Source organism: Sinorhizobium chiapasense (assembly GCF_036488675.1).
GTDB lineage: Bacteria > Pseudomonadota > Alphaproteobacteria > Rhizobiales > Rhizobiaceae > Sinorhizobium > Sinorhizobium chiapasense.
Window position 1 is genome coordinate 161296 of record NZ_CP133152.1, and the last position, 19932, is coordinate 181227.

Annotated in this window: 14 protein-coding genes; 4 read left to right on the forward strand and 10 right to left on the reverse strand. The window is 62.7% G+C overall.

Annotated elements, in window-relative coordinates:
• Positions 1–201 precede the first annotated feature (201 nt).
• On the forward strand, positions 202–1104 hold the full coding sequence (locus RB548_RS25465; RefSeq protein WP_331376543.1) for a hydrogen peroxide-inducible genes activator: 903 nt from the start codon (positions 202–204) through the stop codon (positions 1102–1104).
• A gap of 85 nt (positions 1105–1189) precedes the next feature.
• Here the strand turns inward: RB548_RS25465 and RB548_RS25470 are convergent.
• Positions 1190–1944, reverse strand: a protein-coding gene (locus tag RB548_RS25470) for an IS5 family transposase (protein ID WP_331376544.1) whose coding sequence is annotated in 2 segments (ribosomal slippage) — positions 1190–1611 and positions 1611–1944 — 756 coding nt in all. Because the reading frame shifts where the segments join, the coding sequence is not laid out codon by codon here.
• Positions 1945–2088: 144 nt separating this feature from the next.
• Here RB548_RS25470 and RB548_RS25475 point away from each other — a divergent pair.
• Positions 2089–2748, forward strand: a complete 660-nt coding sequence (locus RB548_RS25475) for a methyltransferase family protein (RefSeq protein ID WP_331376545.1) — start codon at positions 2089–2091, stop codon at positions 2746–2748.
• Between the two features lie 267 nt (positions 2749–3015).
• Here RB548_RS25475 and RB548_RS25480 read toward each other — a convergent pair whose 3' ends face one another.
• The 5 genes from RB548_RS25480 to RB548_RS25500 all read right to left on the reverse strand — a co-directional run bounded on the left by RB548_RS25480 (position 3016) and on the right by RB548_RS25500 (position 10371).
• On the reverse strand, positions 3016–5232 hold the full coding sequence (locus tag RB548_RS25480; protein WP_331376546.1) for a xanthine dehydrogenase family protein molybdopterin-binding subunit: 2217 nt from the start codon (positions 5230–5232) through the stop codon (positions 3016–3018).
• 3 nt (positions 5233–5235) lie between these two features.
• Positions 5236–5694 (reverse strand): (2Fe-2S)-binding protein, encoded by a 459-nt coding sequence (locus RB548_RS25485; RefSeq protein WP_331376547.1) that lies wholly within the window; start codon positions 5692–5694, stop codon positions 5236–5238.
• A gap of 333 nt (positions 5695–6027) precedes the next feature.
• Complete coding sequence (locus RB548_RS25490) at positions 6028–6969, reverse strand: AraC family transcriptional regulator (RefSeq protein WP_331376548.1); 942 nt, start codon at positions 6967–6969, stop codon at positions 6028–6030.
• Between the two features lie 166 nt (positions 6970–7135).
• Complete coding sequence (locus tag RB548_RS25495) at positions 7136–8506, reverse strand: sigma-54-dependent transcriptional regulator (RefSeq protein ID WP_331376549.1); 1371 nt, start codon at positions 8504–8506, stop codon at positions 7136–7138.
• Entirely contained in the window at positions 8503–10371 is a 1869-nt protein-coding gene (locus tag RB548_RS25500) for a sensor histidine kinase (protein WP_331376550.1), read from the reverse strand. The genes RB548_RS25495 and RB548_RS25500 overlap by 4 nt, the downstream gene beginning before the upstream one ends.
• Before the next feature lie 228 nt (positions 10372–10599).
• Here RB548_RS25500 and RB548_RS25505 point away from each other — a divergent pair, with 228 nt between their 5' ends.
• Positions 10600–11928, forward strand: a complete 1329-nt coding sequence (locus RB548_RS25505) for a dicarboxylate/amino acid:cation symporter (RefSeq protein WP_331376551.1) — start codon at positions 10600–10602, stop codon at positions 11926–11928.
• A gap of 144 nt (positions 11929–12072) precedes the next feature.
• Here RB548_RS25505 and RB548_RS25510 read toward each other — a convergent pair whose 3' ends face one another.
• The 4 genes from RB548_RS25510 to RB548_RS25525 all read right to left on the reverse strand — a co-directional run bounded on the left by RB548_RS25510 (position 12073) and on the right by RB548_RS25525 (position 18123).
• The gene (locus tag RB548_RS25510; RefSeq protein ID WP_184108480.1) at positions 12073–12993 is read right to left on the reverse strand and encodes a response regulator; all 921 of its coding nucleotides are present in this window, start codon (positions 12991–12993) and stop codon (positions 12073–12075) included.
• Positions 12986–16363 carry a hybrid sensor histidine kinase/response regulator gene (locus RB548_RS25515; protein ID WP_331376552.1) on the reverse strand — a complete coding sequence of 1126 codons (3378 nt, stop codon included), beginning with the start codon at positions 16361–16363 and terminating at the stop codon, positions 12986–12988. Before RB548_RS25515 ends, RB548_RS25510 begins: the two co-directional genes overlap by 8 nt.
• Before the next feature lie 113 nt (positions 16364–16476).
• On the reverse strand, positions 16477–16908 hold the full coding sequence (locus tag RB548_RS25520; RefSeq protein WP_331376553.1) for an OsmC family protein: 432 nt from the start codon (positions 16906–16908) through the stop codon (positions 16477–16479).
• Between the two features lie 210 nt (positions 16909–17118).
• Positions 17119–18123: a PQQ-dependent sugar dehydrogenase gene (locus tag RB548_RS25525; protein WP_331376554.1), complete on the reverse strand. Its 1005-nt coding sequence runs from the start codon at positions 18121–18123 to the stop codon at positions 17119–17121.
• A gap of 396 nt (positions 18124–18519) precedes the next feature.
• Between RB548_RS25525 and urtA the strand changes: the two genes are divergently transcribed.
• Complete coding sequence (gene urtA, locus RB548_RS25530) at positions 18520–19812, forward strand: urea ABC transporter substrate-binding protein (protein WP_331376555.1); 1293 nt, start codon at positions 18520–18522, stop codon at positions 19810–19812.
• Positions 19813–19932 lie beyond the last annotated feature (120 nt).

Below are 19932 nucleotides of genomic sequence, written 5' to 3' on the forward strand. Positions count from 1 at the left end.
CCTTTGCTCGAGGTTCTCTTGGGAAAGACCCTCCGAGCAAAACAGCCTTGAGTGCCAACGGTCAGTCAGGACATCGGTGACCCTCCCGCCGTCGGAATTCGAGGCGAGACGTTGGCTGTTCGCTTTGCAGCTTAAGCAATGTACCAAAAGGGTTTCATTAATTTAAGTTGGATTTCCTGATCGCTGCGATAAGGTGCGGTTATGATCAATTTCACACTCAAGCAGCTTCGCTATTTCGAGGCATTGGCACGATACGGCCATTTCGGGCGCGCGGCGGATGCTTGCGCGATCTCTCAGCCCGCATTGTCGGTGCAGATCAAGGAACTGGAGGAAGCGCTGGGCACGGAGCTGTTCGAAAGAGGCGCGCGTCAGGTGCGGCTCAGCAGCTTCGGAGAAGTGCTTGCCCTGCGCGTCCGCGACATCCTGCGTTCCGTCGATGAACTTGGAGACCTGGCGCGTGCCTCGCAGGACCGGCTGGCGGGACGGCTGCGGATCGGCGTCATCCCGACGGTCGCCCCCTACCTGCTGCCACAGATCATAGGTAATCTCACCCGCATGTATGACGGGCTCGATATCAACGTTCGCGAGACCGTGACGTCGAAGCTGGTTCAGGACCTTTTGGAGGGCCGGCTTGACACGGCCATCGTGGCGCTGCCGATTTCCGAACCGTCCTTGACCGAGGTTGCGCTGTTCGAGGAGAATTTCGTGCTGGTTCGGCCCGATGAGGACGAGGGAAGGCCGGTGCCCAGTCGCGAAACCTTGCGTGAAATGCGGCTGCTTCTGCTGGAAGAGGGGCATTGCTTTCGCGATCAGGCCCTGTCGTTCTGCAACATGCGTTCGGCGTTGCCGCGGGAATTGCTGGACGGTAGCTCTCTATCCACGCTGGTCCAAATGGTCGGCGCCGGCATCGGTGTCACTCTGATCCCGGAAATGGCCGTGCCGGTGGAAACGCGCTCGGCGTCCGTGTCTGTTGCTCGCTTCGAGAGCCCCCAGCCGTCGCGCACGATCGGCATGATCTGGCGCAAGACAAGCCCCTTGGCCAAGCAACTCCGGCAGATTGCCGAGGTCGTTCGTCAGGCAGCACAAGCGCGCTGCGCAACCTGACTTTTTCGCGTGCCAGAGAGCCGCGCGTTCAGTGAACGCGCAAAGGACGCTCTGGAACTTTGAATCTAGGGTCAGGACTCACTAATCAGAGCCAGAAGATCACCGCCGCTGCTATGCATATGCTTGAGAAAAAGGTGTGGGCGCAGCGGTCATATCGAGTGTGAATACGACGCCAGTCTTTGAGTTTTCCGAACATGTTTTCGATCTTGTGACGTTGCTTGTAGAACACAACATCATGCGGGATTGGGACCTTTCTGTTGGCCTTTGACGGAATGCAGGCGGTGATTCTGCGATCAGCCAGCGCATTTCGAAACCAATCGGCGTCGTATCCCTTGTCTGCAAGCATTGCTTTGGCCTTGGGCAAGGCTTTGAGCATAAGGGCGGCCCCTCTGAAATCGCTCATCTGGCCTTCGCTTAGCAACATGATCAAAGGTCGGCCCTGGCCATCGCACACCGCGTGTAGTTTCGAATTCAAACCACCTTTGGTCCGCCCGATACGTCTAGGAACATCCCCTTTTTTAACAGGCTGGCTGCCGTCCGATGTGCTTTCAAATGGGTAGCATCGATCATCAATTGTTCCGGCTTGCCGCGTCTGGCTGCGAGTTCGGCTAAGATTCGACTGAACACACCAAGCCTGCTCCATCGGATGAAGCGATTATAAATCGTCTTGTGGGGACCATATTCTTTAGGCGCGTCGCGCCAGCGCAATCCGTTCCGAATAACGAAGACAATACCACTGATGATCCGGCGGTCGTCCACTCGCGGAATACCGTGCGACAATGGAAAGTATGGCTTAATGCGGCGCATCTGCGCCTCAGACAACAGCATCAAATCACTCATGGCAGCGCCTCCTTGCGCAACCATTGAATCAATCCGTCGATGACGCCGCAAGTGGCAAATGCCACCGTCCCCTGTTGGCCCAAGCCAGGGATCGGGGTAAACTGGACACCGCATTTCGCTCCTCCTTTGGGGTGGTAGGTAGCGATGCCCGTCTCGGCTTACTTCAAGGCAGGTTTGTTTGTGGTCGCCGCGGCTGCCGCATTGTTCGCAGCGGCCGGCACGATCGCTGTCCCCGGCTTTTGGGCCTATCTCGCAATCTTCGCGATCGTCATGATCGTTTCGTTCGCGGCGCTCGATCCGGAGCTCCTGCGCGAACGCATGCGGCCGGGTGGCAAGAAGCCGCCGCTCTCGCTGAGGGTCTTCTCGCTCGTTCTGTTCATGCATTGGATCGTTGCCGGGCTTGACCGTGGCCGTTTCCATTGGAGCGACAACGTGCCCGATTGGCTTCAGGGCGTTTGCCTGTTCACGGTCGCGGCCGGCTACGCCCTTGCACTATGGGCTATGCGTGTGAACCGGTTTTTCTCCTCAGTCATTCGCATCCAGACCGACCGCGGCCAGCACGTCGTCAGCACGGGGCCTTATGCCTTCGTCCGCCACCCTGGTTACACCGCTGGATTCCTGATCATAGGGGCGAGCGGACCCGCGCTCGGATCGTGGCTTGCGGCTGCGCTCGTTGTGCTCTTTAGCCTGCCGTTTCTGCTCTACCGCACCATCACGGAGGACCGAATTCTTCGCGCGGAGCTTGCGGGCTATTCGGATTACGCCGCGCGGGTCCGATGGCGGCTTCTCCCGGGTATTTGGTGAGAGCCAAACCTCCTTAGGAAGCCTGCTTCGAAGGTCGTCGCGGCCTGCCAATGCAGCTAATTTTTGCCGTGGTCCCTTGGGCTCACGTTTTGGTTCCGATGTCTGCAATCGACGCGTGGCCTATTCCGAAAGCGATGGCTCTTGGCAGTTGATGCCAGATTAATAGGTCCTGACCCTAGAGCATCTTTTCTGCTTTCCGTGATTCGCCTGAAAGCAGGATGCTCTAGGTCGAATGCCCGGCCAGGGGTGGCGGCCGGGCACAAGAGACTATGCGTTGAGCGATTTCGAGAACGGCATGATGCGGATCCGCTTGCCGAGCGCCTTGTAGGCGGCATTGGCAACGGCCGGGCCGATCGGCGGAACGCCCGGTTCGCCGATGCCGGAGGGAGGATTGGCCGAGGGCACGATGTGGACTTCGACTTTTGGCATGGCGTCGATCCTGAGCGGCGTATACATGTCGAAATTGCCCTGATCGACCTTGCCGTCCGTCAGCGTGATTTCCTCGCCCAGTATGGCGCCGAGCCCGAAGCCGATGCCGCCCTCCACCTGCGCGCGGACCTGGTCCGGGTTGATCGCCAGGCCGCAATCAACCGCAGCGACCACGCGTTCGACCTTGATCTGGCCATTCCCGTCAGTCGAGACCTCGGCGATCTGTGCCACCACAGAGCCGAAGCTCTCTGCGAGGGCGACGCCTCGGAAGCGGCCTTCGGGCAACGGCTTCTGCCATTCCGCCTTTTCCGCCGCCAGCTTGAGCACGGTCGCGTGGCGCGACTGCGGCTCGAGCAGGGACAGACGGAACTCCACCGGGTCGCGTCCCGCCGCCTCGGCAACCTCGTCCAGGAAGGTTTCGGCCGCAAAGGCGGTGTGCGTCGAGCCGACCGAGCGCCACCACAGGACCGGGACGCCGACATCGGTGGTCGTGAGGCCGACCATCTGGTTCGGTATGGCATAGGGGAGGTTGTTCGCCCCTTCCACCGATGTCGGATCGACGCCGTTCTTGACCATTCCCTCGAATGCCGTCTTCGCCATGATGGACTGGCCGACGATGTGATTGTTCCAGGCGACCAGCTTTCCTTCCGCGTCGATGCCCGCCTTGAGTGTGTGCACATAGGCGGGGCGATAGCGGCCCGCGCGCATGTCGTCCTCCCGCGTCCACTGCACCTTTACGGGCGCGCGGAAGCCGATGGCTTTGGCCGCATGCACGGCCTCGACGACGACATCGCCGTCGAACACGGCCCGCCTGCCAAAGCTGCCGCCCGACTTCATGACGTTAAGGAGGACCTTCTCGGGAGCAATTCCGGCGATCTCCCCGGCAAGCTTCTGGTAGACGTCCGGGAACTGGTGCCCGCCCCAGACCTCGAGCGTGCCGTCCTCATTCATGCGCGCGACGGCGTTGAGCGGTTCCATGGCGGCGTGCGCCAGGTAGGGGAACTCGAAACTCGCTTCGATGACCTTCGCAGCCTGCGCAAAGGCGGCGTCGGCGTCGCCGTCCTTGCGGGCAACTGCAGCCGGCGCTTTCTTCGCGAGATCGCGGTACGTGGACATGAACTCCTTCGTGCCGCGCTTTTCCGCCACCGCGTCGTCCCATTCCACCTTGACGGCTTCGCGTCCCTTGATCGCCGCCCACATGTGTTCGCCGATCACGGCGATGCCGCGCGGGGTTTCGACGACGTCGACCACGCCCTTGACGGCGCGGGCGGCAGAGGCGTCGAAGGACTTCGCCTTCGCGCCGAAGAGGGGCGGGTGGATCATCACGGCCGTCAGCATGCCGGGCAGCTTGACGTCGATCGTATATTGCTCCGTCCCGTTCGCCTTGCGGGCGCTGTCGAAGCGCTTCAAGCCAGCATTTCCGATCAGCTTCCAGTCGCCAGGCTGCTTGAGCTTGACGTCGCCGGGCACCGGCACGGCCGCCGCCTTGGCGGCAAAGGCGCCGAAGCCGCTGCTCTTGCCGGAGGGATGGGCAAGAATGCCGTTCTCGACGGTGATTTCCGCCGCATCGACGCCCCACTCGGAGGCCGCTGCAGCGACAAGCATCGCGCGGGCCGCGGCACCTGCCTTGCGATAGCGCTCCCAGGAGGACGCCATGGAGGTCGAGCCGCCGGTTGCCTGTATTGCGCCGCCGAAGGCGAGATTGCCGTAGGCCTTGATATTGCCGGCGGCTCCCTTCACCTCGATCGTCGACCAGTCGGCGTCGAGCTCTTCCGCTACCAGCGTGGCAATGCCGTTATAGGAGCCTTGCCCCATCTCGAACTGCGACGAGAGTACGGTCACCTTTCCGTCCCCGTCGATTGTCAGATAGGGGGAAAAGGAGTGCGCGCCGTCTGCCGACGTCGTCTCGCTTGCCGCCGCTGGCGATGCACGCAGGAGGTGGAAGCCGACGGCGACACCGGTGCCGGCAGCGAGCGCGCCGATGAGGAACTGCCGCCGCGACGCGTGGACCCCTGCTGCGGGGAGGGTAACCGATTGCATCAGTCTCGGGATCATGGCTCAGCCCTCCAGGCGCTTTGCGGCTTCATGGATGCCGGCACGAATTCGATGATAGGTGGCGCAACGACAGAGATTGCCCGCCATCGCAGCGTCGATGTCCTCGTCGCTGGGCTTCGGATTGCTGGTCAGAAGATCTGTCGCCGACATGATCTGTCCCGACTGACAGTAGCCGCACTGAGGGACGTCGAGATCGGCCCAGACGGCCTGGACCGCTTCCGCGACCTTGCCCTTGAGCCCTTCGATGGTGGTTATCTCGGCGCCTTCGATGTCGCCGATGGGCGTCTGGCAGGACCGGACCGGCGCACCGTCGACATAGACGGTGCAGGCACCGCATTGCGCCATGCCGCAGCCGAACTTCGTACCTGTCAGTCCCACAAGATCGCGGATCACCCAAAGAAGCGGCATATCCGCCTCGGCCTCGACCGAATGTTCGACGCCGTTGATCGTCACAATTGCCATGATGGTCTCCTCGCGTTAGGCGCGGTCCCCGGCATTTCGGACATGCCGCTTTCCGCGCCGCAGCCATTCGCCAGGCTGCGGCCAAAGCTTAGGAGACGATCCCCCGAGGCGGTAGGGTCGATCCTGTCGGATTATTGCCTAATACTCTCGACCTGACGCAATTGTGATCATGGGTGAGGCCGCCGTGTCGCGTCTGGACAATCGATTTAGGCGCCGCGCCGCGCCGTTTTCTAGAGCGCCGTGCGTTCAAGTGAACGCACAAAGGACGCTCTAGCACTTTGATTCTAGAGCATCTTATCCGCTTTCAGTGATTCCGCTTGAAAGCGGGATGCTCTAGTCGATCGAGTCGCGCCTGCTCGGTTCGCTGGAGTTCAGGATTTCCCTGATGTCTCTCATTGGTGGGTGGCCGAACGCGCGTCGATACTCCCGGCTGAACTGCGTCGGGCTCTCGTATCCGACGCGCGCGGCGGCCGTTGCCGCATCGAGCGACTGCGAAAGCATCAGTTCCCGGGCGTGGTGCAGCCGCAGATGCTTCTGGAACTGCAACGGGCTCATTGCGGTCATAGCGCGGAAATGGTGATGGAGCGTCGATACGCCCATGTTCGCGACTTCCGCCAAGTCTTCGATGCGCAACGGCCGGGCATAATTTTCCTTCAGCCATGCCACCGCCTTTGCCACGCGGTTGCTGTTGGTGCCGGTGAGTGCGAAGCGCCGAAGCCGCGCCCCTTGCTCGCCGGTAAGCAGCCGATAGAGGATCTCGTTTTGAACATGGTTGGCCAGGAAGGGGATGTCCTCCGGCGAGTTTATGAGTGAAATCAGCCGCAACAGGGCGTCGAACAGTTCCGGTGTCGCGGCGCCGACGACGACGCCGAGGTCGCGCTCGGGCATGTCCGTCGGCTGTATGTCGTAATCGGTGATGATCCGGCGGAGTTTCTCAAGATCAAGGCGCAGGGTGGCGGCCACATAGGGTTCGCCCTTGCTCGCCTCGCAGATCTGGCCGGTCATGGGCAGGCCGATGGCGGTCACGAAGAAGCAGGACTCGTCGTAGAGGAGCGTTTCGTTGCCGACCTTGACGCGCTTGCTTCCCTTGAGGATCAGCGACAGGCTGGGCTCCGAGACACTGGAAAACGGGCCGGCTGGCTCGGTGATGCGGTAGAGGGAAAGCCCCGGGATTGAGTGGCTGTAGCGAACCCCATCCCACGGCAGTTGCGAGAGCCTGTCGAGAATCTGGGCGCGAAGGGGCGCCGTTTCCTCACGCAGGTCGCGTTTGTGCATGGTTGCCTCACTCGATCGCCGTATTCTCATTGGGCCGTGTCCTTATTGGGCCGTATCTTCATTGGTTGTCGACCGCTAATCTTATCACAATATTTTGATCTCGACACGATTAGGCAAGCGTCACGGCCGTATCGCTTCCGGCCGCCGGCTTGGCGACCAACCCACGTCAGTCTCGGTTGTTCGCCGGGGCGGGCCGCTCGACATAGTCGGCCCGGTTGATGCCATGGCGTTGCAGCTTGTCGTAGAAGGTCTTGCGCGGAATGCCGAGCGCTTCCAGCGTTTCCTTGACGTCGCCGCGATGCGCCGTCAGGGCTTCTTTCAGGATCTCGGCCTCGTAGCGCTCCAGCCGTTCCGGGAGCGAGGCCCCGGCCTCCGCCGCCGGGGGGAGCGGCTTGCCGAGGTTTCCTTCAACGCCAAGCGCCACACGTTCGGCGAAATGCGACAGCTCGCGCACGTTGCCAGGCCAGGAATGCGACATCAGGTGGTGCTGCACAGCCGGAGAAACCGCGGGAACGTCGCGCTGAAAACGTTCCGCCGCCCGGGTCAGGAAATGCGAGAAGAGCAGCGGGATATCCTCGCGCCGTTCGCGCAGCGGCGGGATCGAAAGCGTCACGACATTCAGCCGGTAGTAGAGGTCCTCACGAAAGTCGCCGCGTTCCGCCGGATCGCCGAGGTCGACCTTGGCGGCGGCGACGACCCGGATGTCGACCGGGCGCGTCGCGTTGGTGCCGAGCGGGGTGATCTCGCGCGCTTCGAGCACGCGCAGCATCTTGACCTGGGTTGCCGGCGGCATTGCCTCGATCTCGTCGAGAAACAGCGTGCCGCCGCTTGCATGCTCGATCCGGCCGATCCTCTTTTTCACGGCTCCGGTGAAGGCGCCCGGTTCGTGGCCGAAGAGCTCGCTCTCGATCACCGTTTCCGGCAGCGCGCCGCAGTTGAGCGCGACGAAATTGCCGTTCCTGCGCCGGCTCCACTGGTGCAGCAGAGTGGCAACCACTTCCTTGCCGCTGCCGGTCTCGCCGGCGACCAGAACGTCGACGTCGGTGTCGGCAATGTGCTTCAGCGTCTGCCGCAGCCGTTCCATCACCGGCGTCTGGCCGATCAGCGGCAGGCTGTCGGAGGCGGCTTCCGCCACGCGGCGCAGCGCGCGGTTTTCCATCACCAGGCGGCGCTTCTCCTCGGCGCGCCGTGCGCTCTGGACGAGCCGATCGGCAGCAAAGGGCTTGGCAATGAAATCGTAGACCCCGTCCTGCATGGCCTGCACGGCCATCGGGATGTCGCCATGTCCGGTGACCAGAATGACGGGAAGATCCGGATCGAGGGCGGCCACCTTCTGGAAGAAGGCGAGCCCATCGAGGCCCGGCATGCGGATGTCGCTGATGACAACCCCGTCGAATTCGGGGCTTAGGACTTCAAGCGCTTCGAGCGCGCTGGCGAAGGGCGAGACCGCAAAACCGGCGAGCTCAAGGGTCTGCTGCATCGCCTTGCGCAGGTCGCGGTCGTCGTCGATCAGGAAAACGGAAGCGGCATCGCTCATCGCGCTTGAGCCTTTTTCAAATGAACTGTGAATGTCGTTCCGGACGCGCTCGTCTCGACCGCGATATCGCCGCCATAGTCGGCGACGATCTCCTTGGAGATCGCCAGTCCAAGGCCGAGCCCGTCTTTCTTAGACGTGTTGAAGGGCGTGAAGAGTTCATCGCGAACATCCTCCGGAATGCCCGGACCGTTGTCGGCAACCGTCAGTTCGATACCGCGCTCGGTTTCGGCACAGCGCACCCTGATCTCGCCGTTCTCTGCGTCACCGAGGGCTTCCAGCGCGTTCTGGAGAAGGTTGATCAGCACCTGTTCCAGGCGGATTCGATTGCCCATGGCTTTGAGGCCGTTCGGAGGAAAAGAGATCCTGATCGTATCCATGCGGCCGGCAAAGCGGCTGCGAAGCAGGAGCATCGCCCCTTCGATCACCTCCCACATCTCGGTCGGCTCGGCGACGAAGTTTCCCTTGCGGGCAAACCGGCGCAACTCGTCGGTGATTGTCCCGACGCGCTCGGTAAGCTCGGCGATGCTGGTGAGGTTTTTTGTGGCGGGCGCGCTTTGGCCGCGATCGAGGAAAATGCGCGCATTGTCCGCATAGGCGCGGATCGTCGCGACGGGCTGGTTGATTTCATGCGCGACGCCGGCGGCGACCTGCCCGAGGATCGCCAGCCGGTTGGCCTGCACGAGGTCCTGTTGAACGGCCTGCAGCTTTTCGGTCGTCTGCCGATGGTCGGCGATTTCCGTCTCGAGGCGATCGCGGGCCATGGTGAGGTCACGCGTCCGCTCCTCGACGCGCGCCTCGAGCTCGTTACGGGCCGCGCGTTCGGCCGCCGAACGAAAGGCGACCATCTGGCGCCGGCGCACGAGCAAGGCCGCGAGCGCGAGGACCGGCACCAGGATCGCGAGCATCTGCAGCCTTGCTTCGCGTGCGCCTGCCGACAGCGCCGTGGCAAGCGGAGACAATTGCTCCAGGCGCCAGTTTGTCGACGGCACCAGCGTTTCGACGCGCAGGAACGTCTCGGCGTGGCTGCCCGGGAGCAGGGCATTGAGGGTGGAGGAACCATCGGCCTCTACCTCGATTTGGCTGAAGGGCAGCGGCAGCAGGGGTGCGTCGCCGAATTGCAGGCTTTCACGGATCGACGCCAGCCGTTCCGCGGGAATCTGCTTGGTCGTCATGAAGCGCCAGGACGGCAGGCTGGTAATGAGGACGATGCCACGGCGATCGGTGACATAGGTCGGCTTGCCCGCGCTCGCCCAGTCCGTTTCGACACCGTCGAACTCGACCTTGGCGACGATGACGCCGATCGGTCCTGCCGGCCCATCGATCCGGCGGGAAATGTAGAGGCCCGGCCGCTTGCTGACCGTACCCATGGCGAAATGCTCGGCCTGGCCGTCGCGGATCGCCAGCCGGAAATAGTCGCGAAAACCATAATTGCTGCCGACGAAGCTCGTCGGCTCCCGCCAGTTGCTGGCGGCGACGGCGACGCCATCCCTTCCAATCAGGTAAACGACCGCTGCGCCGGCGCTTGCGGCAAGCGCCTCGAGCTTGCGGTTGATCTGGTCGAGCGCAGGCGCGTCCGGCGCGAGAAGCGACTGGCGGATCGCCGTGTCGTCGGCGAGCACCAGCGGCAGCGCGCGTTGTTTTTCGACGACGGCGCGCAACAACGACGCCTTGAGGCTGGCGTCGATGCGGCTCTGGTCTGTCAGTGTGCGGAGCGCATTCGTCCGCCCATATTCGCCGGCGGCGAAAAAGCCGGACGCAAGCAGCGCGACCGCAACGAGCGCGAAGATCGACCACGACCGCCGGGCGCGACGCTGAAGATCGCCGAGATCATTTTTGAGGGGAATGGTCATGGCGATATTGTGCATCTTTTCGCCCAGCGTGCCAATTGAACTGTGCGGATTTCCGCCCACTCCGGCACAGATTATCGAGCGCTGAAAATTAAAGCGATTAAGAATCAACGGGTTGTTTGCGCGTCTCTAATCTGGCACGGCTGTTGCAATTTCTTCCGCATGACAGCGGGTGCTGTCGTTCTTCGGAAAAGTGGCCTGGGAGGCCCGGCCCATTGCCGGACTAGGCCCGCGTGGAGGATTATCATGATCGCAGAACATTCCGCGGAGGTCCGCGGCAAGACACCCCTTTACCGCCATCTCTATGTCCAGGTGCTCGCGGCGATCGCTGCGGGCATCCTGCTTGGGCATTTCTATCCGGATGTCGGCACCGAGCTCAAACCGCTGGGCGACGCCTTCATCAGGCTCGTCAAGATGATCATCGCGCCGGTCATCTTCCTGACGGTCGCGACCGGCATTGCCGGCATGACCGATCTCGCCAAGGTCGGGCGCGTCGCCGGCAAGGCGATGATTTACTTCCTGACCTTCTCGACGCTCGCGCTCATCGTCGGTCTCATTGTCGCGAATGTGGTCCAGCCTGGCTCCGGCATGCATATCGATCCGGCCTCGCTCGATATGAAGGCGGTGACCACCTATACCGAAAAGGCGCATGAGCAGTCGGTCACCGGCTTTCTCATGAACATCATTCCGACGACGCTGGTCAGCGCTTTCGCCGAGGGCGACATCCTGCAGGTGCTGTTCATCTCGGTTCTGTTCGGCATTGCGCTTGCCATGGTCGGCGAAAAAGGCCAGCCGGTGGTCGACTTCCTGCATGCGTTGACGCTGCCGATTTTCCGCCTGGTGGCGATCCTGATGAAGGCCGCCCCGATCGGCGCCTTCGGTGCGATGGCCTTCACCATCGGCAAGTACGGTGTGGCGTCGATCGCCAACCTCGCCATGCTGATCGGCACCTTCTATCTCACCTCCTTCCTCTTCGTCTTCATCGTGCTTGGCGCGGTCGCACGCTACAACGGCTTCTCGATCGTCGCGCTGATCCGCTACATCAAGGAAGAGCTGCTGCTCGTGCTCGGCACCTCCTCGTCGGAGGCGGCACTGCCGGGCCTGATGAACAAGATGGAGAAGGCAGGCTGCAAGCGCTCGGTCGTCGGCCTCGTCATCCCGACCGGCTATTCCTTCAACCTCGACGGCACCAACATCTACATGACGCTCGCCGCGCTCTTCATCGCGCAGGCGACGGATATCCCGCTCTCCTTCGGTGACCAGATCCTGCTGCTGCTTGTCGCCATGCTGAGTTCGAAGGGGGCCGCCGGCATCACCGGCGCGGGCTTCATCACCCTTGCCGCGACGCTCTCGGTCGTGCCCTCCGTACCGGTCGCCGGCATGGCGCTGATCCTCGGCATCGACCGCTTCATGTCGGAATGCCGCGCGCTCACCAATTTCGTCGGCAATGCCGTCGCCACGGTCGTCGTGGCGAAGTGGGAAGGTGAGCTCGATCAGGCGCAGCTCGCCGCCGCACTCGGCGGTGAAGCACCTGCCGTCGAAAACATCCCGGCGGTCATCCAGCCCGCCGAATAACTTGCCTCCCAGGGCAACGCACGATGAGTGCGGTTTGGCGCGGTCTGCTTCGTCAGGCCGCGCTTTTTTGCACATGGTGGAGCGTTGGCGACAAGCGACCCCCTCTGGCCGGCCGGCCAGAGGGGGTAGCGATGACCACAAAAACTAGATCCCGTGCAGCACCTGCGTCGCCTTGACGGCAGCCGACGCCCGGTTTTCGACGCCGAGCTTCACGTAGATCTGTTCGAGATGCTTGGTGACCGTGCGGGCGCTTAAGCCCAGGATCTCGCCGATATCGCGGTTGGACTTGCCCTTGGCGATCCACGAGAGCACCTCGGATTCGCGCTGCGTCAGCAGGAAATGCTGGCGCAGCATCTCGTCGTCGCTGATCCCGTGCTCGGCGGTCAGGCGGAAGAGATATTCGTTCGCGCCGATGGCGCCGAGATAGGAAATCTGCAGGCCCGTCTGGCCCGCCTGCTGCAGCGTGAAGCTGCCCTGACCGGAGCCCTGCTTTTCCCGTTGCCGCATCCATTCGGCGATGCGGGCGGTCACGACCGCAAGCCCGTCGTCGCTTCCTGTCGCGGCGTTGACGAGGCGCGTCGCCTGCGGTGTCGACCAGCGGACGCCGCCGTCGCCGCGCACGGCGAGCAGGTGCCGCCCGGCCGCGTCGAGCGCAACCCGCGCGCTCTGGGCGGAACGCGCATTGGAGAGATGGACGCGAATGCGGGCCCTTAGTTCGTCGATGTTGATCGGTTTGGTGAGATAGTCGACGCCGCCGGCCTCCAGCGCGCGCACCACATGCTCCGTTTCGGTGAGTCCGGTCATGAAGACCACCGGAACCTGGGTGACGGAGGCGTTCGCCTTCAGCCGGACGCAGGTATCGAAACCGTCCATGCCCGGCATCACGGCGTCGAGCAGGATGATGTCGGGCGTGATGCGGTCGGCAATATTCAGGGCGGCGTTGCCGGAGGTGGCGATCAACACCGAAAAGCCGGACTGTTCCAGCGCTTCGGTCAGGAAGCCCAGTGCCTCTGGCGAATCGTCGACGAGGAGGACGATGTCACGCGGATTGGCGGGTTCAGCCACGCGTCTCGGCCTCCCCTGCCGTCAGCTGCCTCAGGAAGGCGTCGTAGCCGGAAAGGTCGAAGGCACGGACATAGGCGCGCACCGCCTCCGCAAAAGCCTGGTTCTCCGGGTTCAGGGCAATCTCCGTCAGCTTCGCTTCGATGCCCCTGACGTAGCCGATTTCGCCGAGCCGGATCAATTCCTCCACATGGTGGTGTCCGGGACTGGTCACAGGATCGGCCTTGCCGTTGGCGTGTCTGCCGTCGTCCTCATGAATCCATTCGATACCGAGGTGGATCGCCAGCTTGTCGACGAGCTGGCGGACCCCGAAGGGTTTGGCGAGCGTGTCATTGTGACCGCCTGCGGTGCCGGCCGTCGATCCGTCGCCGATATTGGCTGACAGCATGATCGCCGGCGCGGTCTGGGCGCTCTCACGCAATCGCGTCACCAGTTCCCAGCCGTTCATGCCGGGCATGGAGATGTCGATCAGGAACAGGTCGGGTTCGATGTCTTCGATGAGCGTCAGGCAGTCCCGTCCGCTTGCCGCGGTCAGCACGACGAAATCGAGCGGGGCAAGCACCTCGCGCATCAGGTCGCGATGATCCTCGTTGTCGTCAACGACGACGATGGTGCGGCGGGCGCCCTTGTAGGACCGGATCCGGCGCACCGGGTCGTTGAGCACCGCCGGCCGGTCGACGGCGGAGAGCATCAGGCGGACGCGGAAGGCCGTACCTTTGTCCCTTTCGCTGGTGACGGAAATCTCGCCGCCGAGCGTCTGGGTGAGCAGTCGCGTGATGGTGAGGCCAAGCCCGAGCCCGGGCATGCGATGTTCCGCTTCGCCGCGCTGGAAGGGATCGAAGATGCGCGGCAGGTCCTTGTCGCTGATGCCGCGGCCGCTATCCTCGATCGTGAAGGTGGCAACCTGGTTGCGATAGCCGACGTCGAGGCGGATGCGGCCGCGTTCGGTGAACTTCAACGCATTCGACAGGAGATTGACGAGGATCTGTCTCAGCCGCTTCTCGTCCGTTCGCACATATTGCGGCAGCGACGCTGCACGGGCGTGTTCGAAGGCGATGCCCTTGGCCTGGGCCTGCGGGCGGAACATATCGACGATCTGGTCGAGGAAATCGTGAATGTTGATCTCGTTGGAATAGACCTGCAGCTTGCCGGCCTCGATCTTGGAGATGTCGAGCAGGCCGTCGATGAGGCCGGAAAGGTGATCGGCGCTGCGCTTGATCACCTTTATCGCCCCCTGCCGTGAGGGGGGTATAGTCTCGTCGCGTTCGAGGACCTGCGCATAGCCAAGCACGGCGTTGAGCGGCGTGCGCAGTTCATGGCTCAGGCCCACGACATAGCGGCTCTTCGCCCGGTTCGCCGCTTCCGCCGCTTCTTTCGCGTTCTGCAATGCGGCGTCGGTCTTCTTGTGCGCAGCGATCTCTTTCAAGAGCAGCGTGTTCTGGCGCGAGGACTCTTCCTCTGCTACGACGCGGCTGTCGTGGGCGAGCACGTAGAACCAGCAGACGACGCCGGTGACGATCGCGAAGACGAAGAAGACGATCGCGACGGTCCGCTCGACGACGGCGGCGGTCTCGGGCGAGGCGGCGGTCGTCTGGTGGGCGATCATCGCGAGAATGATGCCGATGCCGGTGATCGACAGGATGGCAGAGATCGCGTAGCGGCCCAGCCTCGTGGCGAGCTTTTCGGTCACCAGCTCGGGCAGAAACGACTTTGCGACCGTGGCGATCTGCGTGTTCAATCGCGCCTTCGGCTTGCACATGTCGTGGCAGCGGCTGTCGAGCGAGCAGCAGAGCGAGCAGATCGGCGCGGCATAGGCCGGGCACCAAGCCATGTCTTCCGGCTCGAACGGGTGTTCGCAGATCGAGCAGGTGATCTCGCTCTCCCGGAACCAGCTCTTGCGCGGCTTGCGGGCGAGGTAGAATTTTCCATCCGTTCCCCAGGCGATCAGCGGCGAGGCGATGAAGGCCGTGACGAGCGCGATATAGGGGGCGAGCGAGGCGGCGATATCGCCGAAGGCGCCGAAATGCGCCGTCAGCGCAAGGACCGCCGAGATCCCCATTGTGCCGAGGCCGACCGGATTGACGTCGTAAAGATGGGCGCGCTTGAACTCGATGCCGGGCGGCGACAGGCCGAGCGGCTTGTTGACGAAGAGATCGGCCGAGATTGTGCAGAGCCAGGCCATGGCGATGATCGAGAAGATGCCGAGCGTTTCCTCGAGCAGCCGGTAGATGCCGAGCTCCATCAGCAGGAGCGCGATCGAGACGTTGAAGACCAGCCAGATGACGCGGCCGGGGTGGCTGTGGGTGAGCCGCGAGAAGAAGTTGGACCAGGCAAGCGAGCCGGCATAGGCGTTCATCACGTTGATCTTCAACTGCGAGATGACGACGAAGGCGACCATCAGAAGAAGTGCTGCCGTATCCGACGGAAAAATGTAGCCGAAAGCGGTGTAGTACATCTGCGCCGGATCGGCCGCGCGTGTCGACGGCACGCCGGCGCTGAGCGCCAGTACGACGAGGAAGGAACCGGCCAGCAACTTCGGCGCACCGAGGATCACCCAGCCGGAGCCGGCGAGAAAGACGGCGATACGGTGATGGAGCTTCTTCTGGCCGTCCGGCGGCAGGAAGCGGAGAAAGTCGACCTGTTCGCCGATCTGCGCCATCAGCGCGAATATCACCGCGGAGGCGGCGCCGAACTCGACGAGATCGAAGGGCGCGACGGTGCCGGAAGGACCGGAGGCATGGTGGATGCCGGAATAGGAAAGCCACAGCCCCACCTTCTCCCAGTCGGCGAGCGCGATGAAGGCGAAGGGCAGAATGTTGAGCACGATCCAGAAGGGCTGCGTCATCAGCTGGAACCTGCTGATGAGTCGGACCCCGTGCGTGACGAGCGGGATCACCACGGCGGCGCTGACGATGTAGCCGATCCAGAGCGGCACGCCGAGGGCAAGCTCCAGCGCGCCGGACATGATCGACGCCTCGATCGCAAAGAGGATGAAAGTGAAGCTCGCATAGATCAGCGAGGTGATCGTCGAGCCGATATAGCCGAAGCTCGCGCCGCGCGTCAGAAGGTCGATGTCGACGCCGTGGCGGATCGCGTAGCGGCTGATCGGCAGGCCGACGAGCAGGATCATGATGCTGGCGACGAGGATCGCGACGATCGCATTCGTCGTGCCGTATGACATCGTGATGGCGCCGCCGATGGCCTCCAGCGCCAGGAAGGAGATCGCGCCGATCGCCGTCTGCGAGATGCGCTCTGAGGAAAAACGCCGCGCACTCTTGGCGGTAAACCGCAGCGCATAATCCTCAAGCGTCTGGTTGGCGACCCAGCGATTGTATTCTCGTCGAACGGGAATGATGCGCTGGCGTGCCGCCATGTTGCCTCGTCATCTCTCGCATTGCCGGTCGGCGCCTGCCTCTTTTCGCGGCACAGCCGGCCAGTGCGTGAAATTTATGCAATGCGGAAAAAGCGAAAGCAAGCTTGAAACGGTCATCCGCTCTGAGCGGCCGTGTCGATGACGACAAAATCATGCGTGATCGTCGCGGTCTTGGCCAGCATCGCTGACGCCGAGCAGTATTTTTCCAATGACAGGGCGATCGCGCGCTCCACCTTTTTCGCCGCGAGACCGCGCCCCTTCACCACGAAGTGCATGTGGATGCGGGTGAAAACTCTCGGGTCCTGTTCGGCTCGCTCCGCGTCGAGCTCGACGGTGCAGTCCTCGACCGCCTCGCGGCCCTTTTCGAGGATGTGAATAACGTCGTAGGCCGAGCAGCCGCCGGCGCCGATCAGCACCAGTTCCATCGGGCTCGGGCCGGGCGTTCGGCCCTCCGGCCCGGACGCCGTTCCGAATACCAGTTTGTGACCGCTTCCGGACTCGCCGACAAACGTTCGCTCTTCAACCCATTTGATTCGTGCTTTCATGACTTTTCCCTTGTGTTCAGGTGCAACAGCCGGCCGGCGTTGAGATCTCCAATAACCGGAAAAATCATGCCGCGGCCAGACAGCCACGTCGATTTCGCCGCTAATCGACTCGCCCTCGCGCTTCAGACGTCTTCGCTTCTCGGGAACTTGGTCAGCGCCTCCACGGTCGCCGTGGGATCGGTCCGCAGCCGACGGCTGCGAGATCCCGTGTCAGCGCCTGAAGACGTAAACCGCTCCTCCGGCATCGTCGGATACGAGAATAGAGCCGTCCGGCGCTTCCTTGACGTCCACCGGCCGGCCGACGTCTCTGAGGAAAGTCTTCGCTGAGACCGGTCGACTGCCCCGGAAGCGCACCCGCACCACCTGATACCCGACTGGAACCGACCTGTCCCAACTGCCGTGCTGGGCGACCAGAGCGTCGCCGCCGAGGCTGCGGAAGAAGTGGATGCCGAGGGCCGCGACATGGGCCTGAAAGTCGAAGACGGGCGCAATCTGCCGCTCGGGCGGCGATGCGTCCTCAAACCCTTTGAGGCGGGTCTGGCCTCCAAAGTAGGGAAAGCCGTAAAAGCCGCCCGGCCAAAGCGCGTTAAGCTCGTCGGGCGGGATATCGTCGCCCATTCCGTCGGCGCCGTTGTCGGTAAAGTACATGGTGCCGCCGCGCCAGTCGAAGCCAACTGAGTTGCGCACACCCCAGGCGACGCGCCGAAGGTCGGACCCGTCCTGGTTCATGCCGACGATCGTGCCTTGCAGCCCGCGTGGCCGGCAAATGTTGCAAGGTGACCCCAACGAGACATAGAGCCGGGAATCGGGGCCGACGGCGATATAACGAAAACTGTGGGCTCCCGAATTCGGCAGGTCTCGGCGAATATCGCGCCTGCCGCTCAGAGCACCCCCCCGTCCGATGTCGAACGCGGTTACACTGTCCCTCGAGGCGACGAACAAACGACCGCCAGAGCATGCGACGCCGTTCGCAGCGGAGAACCCGGAGGCGACCCTCCGGGCGCCGCCGCCGGACAACGGCACGGCATAGACAGAGGAACCTTTGGTACCGACGAACACGATGTCGCCGCAGACCGCCATTTCGCGCGCGGCGGGAACGCGGGCGAGGACTTCGGCCCGTGCCGGGTCAAGGGCGGCTCCGGAGGCGACCACCGCCAGCGCGAGAAATCCCATTCGAGCGGAGAGAAATCCGGCTTTTGAGGAAAAGACGTCCATCGGCGTCCTCCGAATGCAAGCTGAATTTGCTGGAGGAATTGGAGCGGCTTGTTCTCGTTTCAAGCCGGGGCCGACCGCATGCTTTCCGTAACTCCTAGCCGATTGAAGGGTAAAACATGCAGCAATTCAACGTGCTACGGCGTCCTTTGCGCGTCTGACACGACGCGCGGCGCTGCAGGTCTCACGGCGAAGTGATCTTCGGTCCGAGCCAGGTCGGCCTCGCATGAGATCGCGAATGACGCGTCCCGATTGGCTTGAGAACTTCCTTCTTCCCCCCGCCGCCTACGTAGAATGACGTATGTGCAGCGCAGCACGAACATCGGATGATCGGTGAAGCAACGGCCAAGAATAATCATCGCCCCGTTGCGGCGACCAGAACTAGAGGGGTTCAATCCGATGACTATCAGGGCACGCGTTTGCGGCGCATTCCTCGCTGCCGCCCTTTCGACGACTGCGTTCAACGGCGCCTTCGCCGCCGAGGACACGATCAAGGTCGGCATTCTTCATTCGCTTTCCGGCACCATGGCGATCTCCGAAACGACTCTCAAGGACGCCATGCTCATGCTGATCGATGAGCAGAACAAGAAGGGCGGCCTGCTCGGCAAGAAGCTGGAGGCCGTCGTCGTCGATCCGGCCTCCGATTGGCCGCTCTTCGCCGAAAAGGCGCGCGAGCTCGTCTCCGTCGACAAGGTCTCGGCGGTCTTCGGTTGCTGGACTTCCGTGTCGCGCAAATCCGTGCTGCCGGTCTTCGAGGAGTTGAACTCGATCCTCTTCTATCCCGTCCAGTACGAGGGCGAGGAAAGCCAGCGCAACGTCTTCTACACCGGTGCCGCGCCGAACCAGCAGGCGATCCCCGCCGTCGATTATCTGATGGAAAACGAAGAGGTCGAGCGCTGGGTTCTCGCGGGCACGGACTACGTCTACCCGCGCACCACCAACAAGATCCTCGAGGCTTACCTGATCTCCAAGGGCGTGAAGCCCGAGGACATCATGATCAACTATACGCCCTTCGGCCATTCCGACTGGCAGACGATCGTCTCCGACATCAAGAAGTTCGGCTCGGCCGGCAAAAAGACCGCCGTCGTCTCGACGATCAACGGCGACGCCAACGTACCCTTCTACAAGGAACTCGCCAACCAGGGCATCAAGGCCGAGGACATCCCGGTCGTCGCCTTCTCGGTCGGTGAGGAAGAGCTTGCCGGCCTCGATACCGGTCCGCTGGTCGGCCATCTCGCCGCCTGGAACTACTTCCAGTCGGTCGACAACCCGGCCAATGCCGAATTCATCAAGACCTGGAAGGCCTACACCAAGAACGACAAGCGCGTGACCAACGATCCCATGGAAGCCCATTACATCGGCTTCAACATGTGGCTGAAGGCGGTCGAAAAGGCCGGCACCACCGACACCGACGCCGTGCTCGATGCGATGGTCGGCATTTCCGTGCCGAACCTCTCGGGGGGTTATTCCACAATGATGCCGAACCACCACATCACCAAGCCGGTGCTGATCGGCGAAATCCAGGCGGACGGCCAGTTCGAGACGGTCTGGGAAACCCCCGGCCTCGTGGTCGGCGACGAGTGGTCGGATTACCTGCCGGATTCGAAGGACCTGATCGCCGACTGGCGGGCGCCGATGTCCTGCGGCAATTTCAACATCGCAACGGGCAAATGCGGCGGCAAAGGTTCCTGATTTCATGACGAAAGACTTGTTCTCGAAAAGGATCATTCCGGTCTTCTTCGACAACGTCGTTTCATGACGAACCGATAGATCGAAATACCCTCCGTCCGAAAGCGTCCATTCGGACGGAGG

What these genes read in the sequence shown, in the direction of transcription:
- RB548_RS25500 (WP_331376550.1), bottom strand. Translation starts at nt 10,371, where the DNA reads ATGCACAATATCGCCATGACCATTCCCCTCAAAAATGATCTCGGCGAT.
- RB548_RS25480 (WP_331376546.1), bottom strand. Translation starts at nt 5,232, where the DNA reads ATGATCCCGAGACTGATGCAATCGGTTACCCTCCCCGCAGCAGGGGTC.
- RB548_RS25485 (WP_331376547.1), bottom strand. Translation starts at nt 5,694, where the DNA reads ATGGCAATTGTGACGATCAACGGCGTCGAACATTCGGTCGAGGCCGAG.
- RB548_RS25465 (WP_331376543.1), top strand. Translation starts at nt 202, where the DNA reads ATGATCAATTTCACACTCAAGCAGCTTCGCTATTTCGAGGCATTGGCA.
- RB548_RS25475 (WP_331376545.1), top strand. Translation starts at nt 2,089, where the DNA reads ATGCCCGTCTCGGCTTACTTCAAGGCAGGTTTGTTTGTGGTCGCCGCG.
- urtA (WP_331376555.1), top strand. Translation starts at nt 18,520, where the DNA reads ATGACTATCAGGGCACGCGTTTGCGGCGCATTCCTCGCTGCCGCCCTT.
- RB548_RS25525 (WP_331376554.1), bottom strand. Translation starts at nt 18,123, where the DNA reads ATGGACGTCTTTTCCTCAAAAGCCGGATTTCTCTCCGCTCGAATGGGA.
- RB548_RS25490 (WP_331376548.1), bottom strand. Translation starts at nt 6,969, where the DNA reads ATGCACAAACGCGACCTGCGTGAGGAAACGGCGCCCCTTCGCGCCCAG.
- RB548_RS25520 (WP_331376553.1), bottom strand. Translation starts at nt 16,908, where the DNA reads ATGAAAGCACGAATCAAATGGGTTGAAGAGCGAACGTTTGTCGGCGAG.
- RB548_RS25505 (WP_331376551.1), top strand. Translation starts at nt 10,600, where the DNA reads ATGATCGCAGAACATTCCGCGGAGGTCCGCGGCAAGACACCCCTTTAC.
- RB548_RS25495 (WP_331376549.1), bottom strand. Translation starts at nt 8,506, where the DNA reads ATGAGCGATGCCGCTTCCGTTTTCCTGATCGACGACGACCGCGACCTG.
- RB548_RS25515 (WP_331376552.1), bottom strand. Translation starts at nt 16,363, where the DNA reads ATGGCGGCACGCCAGCGCATCATTCCCGTTCGACGAGAATACAATCGC.